General features: G+C 42.6%; 7 protein-coding genes, 1 tRNA gene, 3 rRNA genes and 1 pseudogene. 1 reads left to right on the plus strand and 11 read right to left on the minus strand.

What is annotated here, in order from left to right; all coding sequences use genetic code 11:
• Positions 1–175 precede the first annotated feature (175 nt).
• The 10 genes and pseudogenes from CD03_RS0117725 to CD03_RS33910 all read right to left on the minus strand — a co-directional run.
• Positions 176–337, minus strand: a pseudogene (locus tag CD03_RS0117725) (DapH/DapD/GlmU-related protein); the annotation flags it as partial.
• Entirely contained in the window at positions 285–398 is a 114-nt protein-coding gene (locus CD03_RS39995; protein WP_138003437.1) for a maltose acetyltransferase domain-containing protein, read from the minus strand. The gene CD03_RS39995 and the pseudogene CD03_RS0117725, both read right to left, overlap by 53 nt.
• Before the next feature lie 191 nt (positions 399–589).
• A 23S ribosomal RNA gene (locus CD03_RS0117730) occupies positions 590–3,475 on the minus strand.
• 234 nt (positions 3,476–3,709) lie between these two features.
• A tRNA-Ala gene (locus tag CD03_RS0117735) sits at positions 3,710–3,782 on the minus strand.
• Between the two features lie 6 nt (positions 3,783–3,788).
• Positions 3,789–3,906: ribosomal RNA gene (gene rrf, locus CD03_RS0117740) — 5S ribosomal RNA — on the minus strand.
• A gap of 125 nt (positions 3,907–4,031) precedes the next feature.
• Positions 4,032–5,562: ribosomal RNA gene (locus CD03_RS0117745) — 16S ribosomal RNA — on the minus strand.
• Together the 16S, 23S and 5S rRNA genes with 1 tRNA gene alongside form the textbook arrangement of a ribosomal RNA operon.
• A 572-nt stretch (positions 5,563–6,134) precedes the next feature.
• Complete coding sequence (locus tag CD03_RS0117755) at positions 6,135–6,323, minus strand: (2Fe-2S)-binding protein (RefSeq protein WP_027294795.1); 189 nt, start codon at positions 6,321–6,323, stop codon at positions 6,135–6,137.
• Positions 6,313–7,812, minus strand: coding sequence for a sensor histidine kinase (locus tag CD03_RS0117760; protein ID WP_027294796.1), 1,500 nt, complete (start codon positions 7,810–7,812; stop codon positions 6,313–6,315). Before CD03_RS0117760 ends, CD03_RS0117755 begins: the two co-directional genes overlap by 11 nt.
• Entirely contained in the window at positions 7,813–8,490 is a 678-nt protein-coding gene (locus tag CD03_RS0117765) for a response regulator transcription factor (RefSeq protein WP_027294797.1), read from the minus strand.
• Positions 8,491–8,537: 47 nt separating this feature from the next.
• The gene (locus CD03_RS33910; RefSeq protein ID WP_044290089.1) at positions 8,538–9,212 is read right to left on the minus strand and encodes a GTP pyrophosphokinase; all 675 of its coding nucleotides are present in this window, start codon (positions 9,210–9,212) and stop codon (positions 8,538–8,540) included.
• Between the two features lie 243 nt (positions 9,213–9,455).
• Here CD03_RS33910 and CD03_RS0117775 point away from each other — a divergent pair, with 243 nt between their 5' ends.
• On the plus strand, positions 9,456–10,199 hold the full coding sequence (locus tag CD03_RS0117775) for a hypothetical protein (protein ID WP_027294798.1): 744 nt from the start codon (positions 9,456–9,458) through the stop codon (positions 10,197–10,199).
• Between the two features lie 122 nt (positions 10,200–10,321).
• Here the strand turns inward: CD03_RS0117775 and CD03_RS0117780 are convergent, their stop codons facing one another.
• A complete protein-coding gene (locus tag CD03_RS0117780) occupies positions 10,322–13,381 on the minus strand; it encodes a fucose pyrophosphorylase domain-containing protein (RefSeq protein WP_027294799.1) in 3,060 nt (1,019 codons plus the stop codon).
• Positions 13,382–13,490: the final 109 nt, after the last annotated feature.

A 13,490-nucleotide genomic window follows, 5' to 3' on the forward strand; every position in this document is an offset into this window, starting at 1 on the left:
CGAACACAGGCATGGCGGAAGAAGAGTATATAAGAGCATTGCATATGTGGTACCGCCACTGCTGAAAAACAAAAAGGCGTAAAGTAAGTTAAGGTAACAATTGTAACCATAGCTTACTCTACACCGAACGTAAAACATCATATTTAAAAATATATTTCATTCCAAAACTTTTATATTACTCTTGATTCTTATTTTCCCTAACTACTCTGCAGGGACTTCCAAGTGCCACGGAATTTTCCCGGATGGATTTGGTTACCACACTGCCTGCTCCTATTACTACATTGTCACCAATTTCCACTTCCGGAAGAATAATAGCGCCCCCTCCAATCCAGACATTGTAATTCTTCATCTCCACAATCATAAAGCATTCCTGCCAGCATTTTTTCTCGTTCTGTCATAGGTCTCTCCCTGATATTGAATTTTGCATCATCTTTATAATTAAATTTTATACAAAAAAAGCAGCTATCCTTAGCTGCCTCACATGCATATACCTTCAAAATCACACATAGAAATTCATCAAATTATCATCCGTTCTTGCATTACCAACTTCGTTGATCATATCAACTTTATTGACATTATCCTAAACCTTATGGATAAGCCTTCGACCTATTAGTATTAGTCAGCTCCATACATTACTGCACTTCCACCTCTAACCTATCTACCTCGTCGTCTTCAAGGGGTCTTACCGCTTATGCGGGGGATATCTCATCTTGAGGGGGGCTTCACGCTTAGATGCCTTCAGCGTTTATCCCTTCCCGACTTGGCTACCCGGCCATGCTCTTGGTAGAACAACCGGTACACCAGAGGTCAGTCCAACCCGGTCCTCTCGTACTAAGGTCAGCTCCTCTCAAATATCCTGCGCCCACGCCGGATAGGGACCGAACTGTCTCACGACGTTCTGAACCCAGCTCGCGTACCGCTTTAATGGGCGAACAGCCCAACCCTTGGGACCTACTACAGCCCCAGGATGCGATGAGCCGACATCGAGGTGCCAAACCACTCCGTCGATGTGAACTCTTGGGAGTGATAAGCCTGTTATCCCCAGGGTAGCTTTTATCCGTTGAGCGATGGCAATCCCACTTTATACCACCGGATCACTAAGTCCTACTTTCGTACCTGCTCCACCCGTCGGTGTCACAGTCAAGCCTTCTTCTGCCTTTGCACTCTGCGAATGGTTTCCAACCATTCTGAGAAGACCTTTGAGCGCCTCCGATACCCTTTCGGAGGCGACCGCCCCAGTCAAACTCCCCGCCTGACATTGTCCCACCACCGGATCACGGTGGCTGGTTAGAAATCCAATACTGCAAGGGTGGTATCCCAACAATGACTCCTTCACAACTGGCGTTGTGAATTCTTAGTCTCCCACCTATCCTGTACATGCAATACCGAATCCCAGTATCAAGCTGGAGTAAAGCTCCATGGGGTCTTTCCGTCCTGGCGCAGGTAACCAGCATCTTCACTGGTATTTCAATTTCACCGGATGCATTGTCGAGACAGTGCTCAAATCATTACGCCTTTCGTGCGGGTCGGAACTTACCCGACAAGGAATTTCGCTACCTTAGGACCGTTATAGTTACGGCCGCCGTTTACTGGGGCTTAAATTCAATGCTTCGCTTGCGCTAACATCTCCTCTTAACCTTCCAGCACCGGGCAGGCGTCAGCCCATATACTTCACCTTGCGGTTTTGCATAGACCTGTGTTTTTGCTAAACAGTTGCTTGAGCCTATTCTCTGCGGCCTCTTTCGAGGCACCCCTTCTCCCGAAGTTACGGGGTCATTTTGCCGAGTTCCTTAACAATGCTTCTTCCGTCGGCCTTAGGATTCTCTCCTCATCCACCTGTGTCGGTTTACGGTACGGGTATAATATAAACAATAGCGGCTTTTCTTGACAGCTGGCTCACACACTTCGCTACTTTAGTTCGCTCCACGTCACGTCTTCGGATTGTAGTACGGATTTGCCTTTACTACTCCTGCCCCGCTTGTACCGGTTTTTCCATTCCCGGATTGTGCTTTCCATCTGTGTCCCCACAGTTCTGTTATACTATAGTACAGGAATCTCAACCTGTTGTCCATCGACTACGTCTTTCGACCTCGCCTTAGGCCCCGACTTACCCAGAGCAGATCAGCTTTACTCTGGAAACCTTGGATATTCGGCCGGAAGGATTCTCACCTTCCTCTCGCTACTCATTCCAGCATTCTCTCTTCTTAACAATCCACTGCTCCTTACGGTACAGCTTCGTCTCAGTTAAGAATGCTCCTCTACCAATGACTATGTCATTCCTCAGCTTCGGTGTTGTGTTTCAGCCCCGGACATTTTCGGCGCAGGACCTCTCGACTAGTGAGCTATTACGCACTCTTTTAATGTATGGCTGCTTCTGAGCCAACATCCTAGTTGTCTTCGAAATCCCACATCCTTTTCCACTTAACACACACTTTGGGACCTTAGCTGGAGGTCTGGGCTCTTTCCCTTTTGACTGCCCAACTTATCTCGTGCAGTCTGACTCCCATACATCATCTATACGGCATTCGGAGTTTGATATTCTTTGGTAAGCTTTGACGCCCCCTAGGAAATTCAGTGCTCTACCTCCGTTAGACTAATATGAGGCTAGCCCTAAAGCTATTTCGAGGAGAACCAGCTATCTCCGGGTTCGATTGGAATTTCTCCCCTATCCACACCTCATCGCCACCCTTTTCAACGGATGTGCGTTCGGTCCTCCATTACCTTTTACGGTAACTTCAACCTGGACATGGATAGATCACCCGGTTTCGGGTCTACTCTGACTGACTCTTTCGCCCTGTTAAGACTTGGTTTCCCTCCGGCTCCACACCTTGAGTGCTTAACCTTGCCAGCCAGCGTAACTCGCTGGACCGTTCTACAAAAAGTACGCGGTTCCACATATAAAGTGGTTCCACAGCTTGTAAACACAGGGTTTCAGGTTCTTTTTCACTCCCCTCCCGGGGTTCTTTTCACCTTTCCTTCACAGTACTATGCACTATCGGTCACTAAGTAGTATTTAGCCTTGGGGGGTGGTCCCCCGACTTCCCACAAGGTTTCTCGTGTCTCGTGGTACTTTGGATACTGCCTGCTCTCTTCTGGTTTCAAATACGGGGCTTTCACCCTCTCTGGCCGGATTTCCCAAAACCGTTCTTTTACCATTCAAGTCACGTTATGCAGTCCATAACCCCGGAATGCACGCATTCCGGTTTAGGCTCCTCCCATTTCGCTCGCCGCTACTTTGGGAATCGAGTTTTCTTTCTTTTCCTCCGGGTACTTAGATGTTTCAGTTCCCCGGGTTCCCTTCCATACGTTATTTATTGGCGTATGGATACTTGAGGTTTGCTCAAGTGGGTTTCCCCATTCAGATATCTCCGGATCGTAGGATATTTGCTCCTCCCCGAAGCTTTTCGCAGCTTATCACGTCTTTCATCGGCTCTTAGTGCCAAGGCATCCACCCTGCGCTCTTGTTCGCTTAACCATTTTCATGTGAAAGGGTTACTCTCACACTTTTCCACCTCACATAGCGTTGTTTGGTGTTGGTTTAGTTTTGTTGCTAGTTTAAAATAATTACCTTTTTAAAAGATAACTACCTCGGATGTCTTATCTAATTTAGATATTTTTGATTATTTCTATATGTGATTTTCAAGGTACATGTTCTTTTCGTGGTTTTTTAAATTTTAACAGTCAAATGCTGCCATTTCAAAAAACCGAATGGAGATGGAGAGATTCGAACTCTTGACCCCCTGCTTGCAAGGCAGGTGCTCTCCCAACTGAGCTACACCCCCATAAAAATCTGGCAGCCACCTGCTCTCCCACACCGTTACCAGTGCAGTACCATCGGCCGCTTAAGTCTTAACCATCGTGTTCGGGATGGGTACGGGTGTTTCCCCTAAGCGCATCGCCACCAGAAATTTTATATTATTAAGGTAGTTTATTGTATTTCTTTCTGCCGGCTTTCGCTCAGCTTCCCGAAATACTCATTTCATTACTTAATAATTGAACAGTAAAACAACCTCTACTCATTCTTTCCTTAGAAAGGAGGTGATCCAGCCGCACCTTCCGATACGGCTACCTTGTTACGACTTCACCCCAGTTACCGGCTCCACCTTCGGCAGCTCCCTCCTTACGGTTGGGTCACTGACTTCGGGCATTTCCGACTCCCATGGTGTGACGGGCGGTGTGTACAAGACCCGGGAACGTATTCACCGCGACATTCTGATTCGCGATTACTAGCGATTCCAGCTTCATGTAGTCGAGTTGCAGACTACAATCCGAACTGAGACGTTATTTTTGGGATTTGCTCACCTTCACAGGGCTGCTTCCCTTTGTTTACGCCATTGTAGCACGTGTGTAGCCCAAATCATAAGGGGCATGATGATTTGACGTCATCCCCACCTTCCTCCAGGTTATCCCTGGCAGTCTCTCCAGAGTGCCCAACCGAATTGCTGGCTACTGAAGATAAGGGTTGCGCTCGTTGCGGGACTTAACCCAACATCTCACGACACGAGCTGACGACAACCATGCACCACCTGTCACCTCTGTCCCGAAGGAAAGGACACGTTACTGTCCGGTCAGAGGGATGTCAAGACTTGGTAAGGTTCTTCGCGTTGCTTCGAATTAAACCACATGCTCCACCGCTTGTGCGGGTCCCCGTCAATTCCTTTGAGTTTCATTCTTGCGAACGTACTCCCCAGGTGGAATACTTACTGCGTTAGCTGCGGCACCAAAGAGCTTTGCTCCCTGACACCTAGTATTCATCGTTTACGGCGTGGACTACCAGGGTATCTAATCCTGTTTGCTCCCCACGCTTTCGAGCCTCAACGTCAGTTACAGTCCAGTAAGTCGCCTTCGCCACTGGTGTTCCTCCTAATATCTACGCATTTCACCGCTACACTAGGAATTCCACTTACCTCTCCTGCACTCCAGCCTGACAGTTTCCAATGCAGTCCAGGGGTTGAGCCCCTGCCTTTCACACCAGACTTGCCATGCCGTCTACGCTCCCTTTACACCCAGTAAATCCGGATAACGCTTGCCCCCTACGTATTACCGCGGCTGCTGGCACGTAGTTAGCCGGGGCTTCTTAGTCAGGTACCGTCATTTTCTTCCCTGCTGATAGAAGTTTACATACCGAAATACTTCTTCCTTCACGCGGCGTCGCTGCATCAGGGTTTCCCCCATTGTGCAATATTCCCCACTGCTGCCTCCCGTAGGAGTTTGGGCCGTGTCTCAGTCCCAATGTGGCCGTTCACCCTCTCAGGCCGGCTACTGATCGTCGCCTTGGTAAGCCGTTACCTTACCAACTAGCTAATCAGACGCGGGTCCATCTCATACCACCGGAGTTTTTCACACTGTGCCATGCAGCACTGTGCGCTTATGCGGTATTAGCAGACATTTCTGTCTGTTATCCCCCTGTATGAGGCAGGTCACCCACGCGTTACTCACCCGTCCGCCGCTCAGTCATTAAAACTTCATTCCGAAGAATTCCGTTTAAATGCTTCGCTCGACTTGCATGTGTTAAGCACGCCGCCAGCGTTCATCCTGAGCCAGGATCAAACTCTCAAATAAAGTTTTGATCTTAGTTCAAAAATCAACTACTAGCTAATTTTATCCCTTTATTACTGTTTTAAGGTTGACACACGAATGTGTCGGTTCTTAATTTTGAAATCTCTTTTAATAGAATCTTTCAAGGTTGTTTCACTGTTCAATTATCAAGGTTCTGCTTACTTTTCTTTGTTGTTGTACTCTTTAGCGCAACTTCTATATCCTATCACACTGCCAAATGCTTGTCAACAACTTTTTCAAAAAGTTTTATGTGTGTTATTCAGTTGAATTTCCTACACATTTTGGACTTTTTTTGTGTTTCTTGTCGTTTGTTTTAAGCGACTTTGATATAATACCATTTCATTCGTTAATTGTCAACAATAAAATTACCTTTTTTTACAAAAAATTCCGAAGAATTTTCTTCGGAATTTTTGATATATGCATACCCACAATATATTGTGTCTGATATTAATAAATACCACATATTATTGATTTGTATCAGTTCATGATTTCTGGCTAATCTGGCGAATCCTTGCGGGAACATGTTTAAAAATTGCCTTCTGACATTAATGTATCAAACTTTGCGGGAAATGCCTTTAGTCATCCAGTTCTTCTGCCAGACTTTCTATAATAAAGCCTGCCATCTCCTTGCATTTGATGCATTGCTTTCCTATATGAAGAAGTTCCTGTACATCTTCGTATGTTCTGGCACCTCCATAAACAGCATCTTCAATCTGACCTGCAGTCACTCCATTACAGGTGCAGATGATAAGATCACGCTTCATATTCTGCTCCTCTCGCTTCATCTCCATCCAGTTCAAACCAAAATTCTACACCATTATCATAGTTGATCGCACCACATTTCTGACGGAAAGAATCCATAATCGCTTTTACAATGGACAGACCAATACCACTACCGCCATACTCACGTGTTCTGGCTTTATCCACTTTATAAAATTTAATCCATATCTTATCCAGGTCTTCTTCCGGTATCGGAAGTCCTGTGTTAAATACAGAAACACGTATTTTTTGATTTACGCTGCAAATCTTAACTTCTACAATCATTTCATTTGCCACATGATTGAGTGCATTGCTGACATAATTGGTGATCACTTCTTCTATTTTAAATTCATCTGCCCATGCATAGACAGACTGTTCCTGTTCGAAAATTATTTTTGCCCCTTTTTGCTGTCCCAGGATGCCGGCGGACTGTACGACACCACGTACCAGCGCTGTTAAATCAAATCGCTCCATAATGACTTTTTCCTGACCACACTCAAGCTGATTCAAAGTCAGAAGTTTTTTGACCATCTGATTCATCTTCGAGGCTTCATCCATGATAACCTCACAATAGAAGTCCCGGCTCTCTTCATCATCATTAATGCATTCTCTAAGTCCTTCCGCATATCCCTGAATCAGGGCAATCGGCGTTTTTAATTCATGAGACACATTCGATAAGAAATCTTTGCGCATTTCATCTATTTGTATTTTTTGCTCGATATCTTTTTGCAGTTCATTATTAGCAGTCTTTAATTCTGAAATTGTTGTCTCCAGAGTTTCTGACATCTGGTTAAAATGTTCTCCCAGCTGACCGATTTCATTTTTGCCGCCGCTTTTGTATTTTACATTAAAATCCAGGCTTGCCATCCGTTTAGATAAATCGGTAAGTTCCAGAATCGGTGCTGTTATGTGATTCGACAACCACCAGATAATAATAATTGCCAGTAAAATGAAAACAATACTGATATACGTCAGAAATTCATTTGAAATTTTAACATTATCCCGGATACTATCCAGCGGAATTCGCATGATCACATAGTCATTGGAATCTAAAATGCCCCACATTTCCAGATATTCTGATTTTGATTTATCATCCCAGTTTTTCTGGACAAGAAAATTATCTTCCCGTCTCAATATACGGATATCTGAATTATCCGTTCCCATAACATATCCAAACACCCTGCCTACCATGTTTCTTACGTCCTGGCTGTCATTACTTGTATATAAAGGCAACAGATTTTGATTTAAGATAGCCATAATAATATTATTCTGGGCACAGTAACTATTTACATTTTCTAAAAATTCATTTGTGTAATAGTTGCTATTGATATCTTCTTTATTTATTTCCTGAAATACATTTACCAACACTTTCTCTTTCTTTACCACATAGTAACTTTCCAGGAAAAAGTTATTGATCAGCCAGTTTGCAATCAACATCAGCAATACCAGTCCGATAAAGATAAGCGCCATTTGTTTCCGAATTGAATGCTTCATCTATTCCACCTCGAACTTGTAGCCCATCCCCCAGATCGTTTTGATATAATCACCTTTTTCTCCCAATTTACTGCGGAGTTTTTTCACATGTGTATCAATCGTTCTGGCATCACCAAAGTAATCGTAGTTCCAAACGCTGTTCAGAATCTTCTCTCTGGAAAGTGCCAGTCCCTGGTTCTCCACAAAATAAGCCAACAGCTCAAATTCTTTATAGCTTAAATCTACCGGCTTTCCATCCACTTTTACAAGATGGGCCGCCTTATTAATCTCGATTGCACCTGCTATAATGATTTCATCCGGTGAAATAGAATTTGTTCTTCTAAGAATCGCTTCTACTCTTGCAACCAGAATCTTTGGACTAAAAGGTTTGGAAATATATTCGTCAACACCTAGCTCAAATCCAAGAAGCTCATCTCGTTCATCACTTTTTGCCGTTAACATAATAATGGGCACCTTGGAATAAGTACGGATTTCCCTGCACACCTGCCATCCATCCATTTTTGGCATCATTACATCCAGAATCACCAACGCTATATCTTTCACTTCAAAAAAAACGTCCAGAGCTTCCGCTCCGTTCTCCGCTTCTAATACGACAAAGTCTTTTTTTACAAGAAAATCTTTTACCAGCTTTCTCATTCTGCTTTCGTCATCTACAACTAAAACTTTTAATTTATCCATTATCTCCAACCTCCGAACCTGTATTCTGTATGAAGTATAACAACAAATTATGTCAGTTCTGTGAAAACCCCAATCCGTTCACGAATATTTTGCATTTTGCAATCGGTATCTGCAATAACCTCAGCACATTTCTTAAGTTCCAGACTGATGTCTTCGCTGTCTTTGATATCTTCTATATTCTTTTTATAACGAAGCTGGTGCTCCAGGCTTGCCCAGAAATCCATAGCGATGGTACGAATCTGTACCTCTACTCTCATGTTCTGTTTTGCCTTGGAAAAGAAGACCGGCACCTCCACGATCATATGCAGGCTTCGGTATCCATTTTCTTTGGGATTGCGGATGTAATCCTTTACTTCCAGAAGCTTCACATCATCCTGCCTTGCCAACATCTTAGCCACATCATAAATATCATCAATAAAATAGCAGATAACACGGATACCTGCTACGTCATTTAAATTATTCACAACCGAATCTATCGAAACTTCAAGCCCTCTGCTCTGGAGTTTGTTCGCAATACTAATGGGTTTTTTAATCCGGGATTTAATAAATTCAATGGGATTGCGATTATATCTTACAGACAACTCGTCATTTAACACTTCCAGTTTTGTTTTAATTTCACGTATTGCACAATTATACATCATCATCAATTCATCGAATTCTTTCGCCTGTCTGAACAACGGGCCTGCTGAATCCGGAATAATGCGTTTATTTATAAAACTCATTTCTTTTTCCAAAGTAATCTCCTCCTTTGTAATACCAAAACGCCAGCCCTGCATACTTTTGCAGCTGCAAGGGCGTCTCATAATACCTTCCTTATTCTAGCATAAGTGTTGCAGCCATACAAGGCAAAAGCAAAAGTTTATACTATTTTAACGTTTATTTTAAGGCTCTTTTGGCAATATTATGGTTATGTTGTCAAATATAAAGATACATACCAAACTATGAGAAAAAGAGGTGGCAGAGCAATGGAAAAATTTTCTTTGAAGTGTTTTCTTTTAATTGAGATATCTTTTTATTCTATGATATTTTTATCCGATTTTCTCGGATTATTTCCACATCTGCCCATTACCATGCTGAAATTCTGTACCGTACTGACCTGCCTCTTTTTCAGCATCTGGTATCAGCTGAGCTCAAAGTCTTCCAGCCACTATATTATTTTTATTACTGCATCTTTATTTTTCTCATTATTTGCAGATTATTTTCTTATATTCACAAAATTTTATTTCCTGGGAATCTGTATGTTTCTGATTGTGCAGATCTGCTACTGTAAAATTATTCAGAAGAACGTTTGGAATATGCTGTCATTTGGAGTTGGCGGAAGCTTTTTGTTCTGCCTGATCTGCTGGCTGGTTTCGATTGATATTAACATTACTGCTGCATTGGCGGCGGTTTACTTCTTCTGTCTTTTGTTTAATCTGGTAAATGCATGGAAGGGACAGATGGGACTGTTTGCTCTTGGGATCTGCCTGCTGCTGTTTTGCGATATACATGTGGGGATAGGAAATCTGACCTTATATGTAGAATTGAACAGAGGGGGATGGCTGGACAGCTGGTACCGGATTGCCCCCAGTATGGTATGGGTGTTTTATATACCGGGGCAGGTTATGGTGACGTTGTCCGGGTGGATGAGGATGGACGGGCGATTGGTGCGGATTGGGGAAAGTGAGGAGCCGGCTGCAGTCCATACCAGCAGAGAAATGGATATATAGGAAATGCAGACTCATAGGAAGTAACCTTTCTGAGTCTGCAAGTCCATTAAATGTTCTATATAAATCATTTTATATATTAATAAAGTTGTTTTAAAAGACTCATTGATACAATAACAATGTGATTATACTAAAATCTCACAGTCCCAAACATCTACCCCACTGTCCTGAAAAACGCCATACAATCTTTGACGAAGTTGATCTCTTTTGATTCCTTTTTTCAAAATCACCTGCAAAAATCCGCCACCGCCTGCACCTGAGATAAATCTTGCATCTATCAAGTCTTCACATGCCATGAAAATTTGATCGATACACGTATTTGTTGAACCGCTGTCTAATTTCTTTGATAATTCCCAATGTTCATTCAGCAACCTGCAAAATTCTTCAATATCGCCGCGTTCTAATTCAAATTTCATAAGGGCAGCCATGCGGGACATCTTATGAAGTGCCTCCACTGATTCCGGTCTGCCTCCCAGATATCCACCCACAACATCCCGAAGCAGATTACGCGCAAGCCTTCTCTGCCCTGTATAAATAAGCGCAAAACGATCCTGTAATTCCTGAAGAACTTCGGGCTTCAGCTTCATCGTATTCACATTAATTTCCTGACTGATACCAGGTTCGGTAGTTATATATTTAATTCCCGGAGTAATCCCTCCTACCTGATCCTGCCAACCGCCACCGGTACTCATGATCTGCTCCATGCAAAGTACGATCTCATAAAGCTCACCATCGCTGATATCCTGCCCCAGAAAATCAAAAATACCTTTTACACAAGCTCCAGATAATATACTGCTGGTTCCAAGTCCAGATCCTTTCGGCACACCTTTTACCTGGGTCGAAAGATATATTCCACCTCCCAGATTTTTCAGTATTTCTTTTAAATCATAATCTCCTTCTATGGGAATAATACCACATGCGATCAATGCTGCTTTATGAAGAGCAAAAGAATCGAACGGATCATGGCAATTTTGTATTTCCTGAACCGTTTCCACCGTACCAAATACCCCGATGTCTTCACTTTCAAATTCAACATGAAGTTCATCGAGACGTCTGACACATACCTGAACAGGCAAGATCCCCTTTAATTTAATTGCAGCATTTAGCACTACCCCCCCCTTTTCGTTACAATGAGGAGGTGTATCGGTCCAGCCGCCGCCCCAATTTACCCGAACAGGCAAAGCCACATTTACTTCATCCAATGCGATCTTAAACGAATTATCCTTTTTGATCATAGAAGCGCCATTTTCATAGATCACATCCTGTATAGTCTGAAAACATAAAGATTCTAATTTATCGTAGGAATTCCCCTCAAACACGCAATGCTCCCGCTTCATAAATCTGGAAAGATCATAATAAATACGTATTCTGGTAGAAAAATCACTATTCTTTGCCGCCTCCATTAGCAGATGATACTGGTCTGCATTTATACCGGCATCACCGAATACCTGCAGCGCATCCTGATAGTAGTCCCCCTTTTCAACCCTGGTAATAAATTTTTTCACCAATATCTGGTTCTCAAGCTCCCGTTTCCAAGGAACAATTGCCTGAACATCTGCTTCATTAAAACTGCTGTAAAGACTTGTCCTATCGCTATTTTTCCAATTATTGATTTCTTCCGCTGACGCTGTACCTTCAGCCATCTTTATCAATATACCAGCGTGCTTTAAGGCATCACTCATGGTATTACAAAGAGGGTATAGCTTAGCAAACCAAAGATAAGTATCATCCCCAACCCACAGATCTTCCTGACACAGATGATTCTTTTCCATAAATCCACTTAAAGTTGTTTTCAAAAAAACTGTATCTGCACTTAACATTCCTTTGGGATTGTCCTCCACCGCATAAGTACGAACGACACACTTTCCCTGAGGCATCAATAGTCCATGCATTACAACCGAAGAGGGTATCTGCATATTTTTTATACTAACGTTGGAAATGATGCAATGTTCTCCAATAACAGTTCCATCCAGCAAGTAACTGTCCTCAATATAAGATCCTTCTCCCACCTTTGCCAGGTCGGAAATAAAACTATTATGTGAAGCAAATTCTCTATTGTCACAGACATTAGTCACAACCTGACGTTTCCAGTCCAAAAATTCATAATCATCAATAGTACTGGTAACTAAATTCAGCAGTTCTCTGGTGGTCCCAAAATGAATAAACTCCGCTGGTGATACACAAAGTAATTTCATGCTGAAGTTGTGCAGGTTCTCCCATATTTTTGTACGGCAGTCCGTCAGTTCTTCGCAAAAACTTCCTTCTGGAGCCTCTTTGTAATATTCTTCTAAGGTTGACTCTTTTGCCAGGGGAAATAAGAAATCTCCGTAAAAACTGATGCGGGATTTTTCATTTACAAACTTGTGGAATTTAGTATCGTCTACTTTATTATCAGTACTGATCAAACGAAACAGCGCCTGGAGCATCTGACTGTCCATAATGACTGCACCCGTATCAAGGTCAACATATCCATGATCATTTACTGCCCCCATATGCTTTAACTGTTCTTCAGACTGTTTATGGAGAAAACGTCCTACATAATCAGTTCCGTCATTCAAAAATACTCCATGATTTTTTCCTGTTTCTACCGGCTCCTTAATGGAAATAGCTGCTGCCCCATTATATTGAAAATCGATTTGAAGCGGATTAAACAGTAAAAGAACATCTCCGGACAGCACTAACATTCCTTCTTTAAATCTGGATGGAATTCCTGACATTCCTATAATAAATTCATCAAACAGAGTGGACGGCCTGCCATTTGGAAGTTCCCTGGGAACCGGCGAAAACAGTTTTCCGCATGCTGAATATTGAGGTACCCTCTTACTGTCACCACCAGAGTGAATCACCAAAATACGTTTTCCTGCAAAATAATTTTCCCTGACTTCTCCATCAACCTGGGCAATATATCTGAGGACATTAAAAGTAGCCCCTCCGGATCCTACCCTTTTACCATCGGGATCCGGCAGAACAACGTATCTGGTTGTATCCGGCAGTAAATGATTTTCCAGACGAGCATTGATCTGCTGACGATATACCTCCGCTTGTTCTTCATTAGAGGCTGTTAAAATGATATAATCCCATTTAATAAAATTGCTTTTTCTAAGACTTCTTATATAGTCATCCCAGGAATCCAGATAGCTCTGACGTAAGAACAGATTCTTCATTTTTCTATATTTTGTATTCATTGGTTTTCTCCTTAGAGTATTTATTGCTTATGCTTAACTATTATATCATTCTCTATGAGTAATTCCAATGTATTTTTACAGTCAATTTTTACAGTTTACGTGATAATTA

Origin of the sequence: Robinsoniella sp. KNHs210 (assembly GCF_000686105.1) — a bacterium.
In the GTDB taxonomy this organism is placed as follows: domain Bacteria; phylum Bacillota; class Clostridia; order Lachnospirales; family Lachnospiraceae; genus Robinsoniella; species Robinsoniella peoriensis.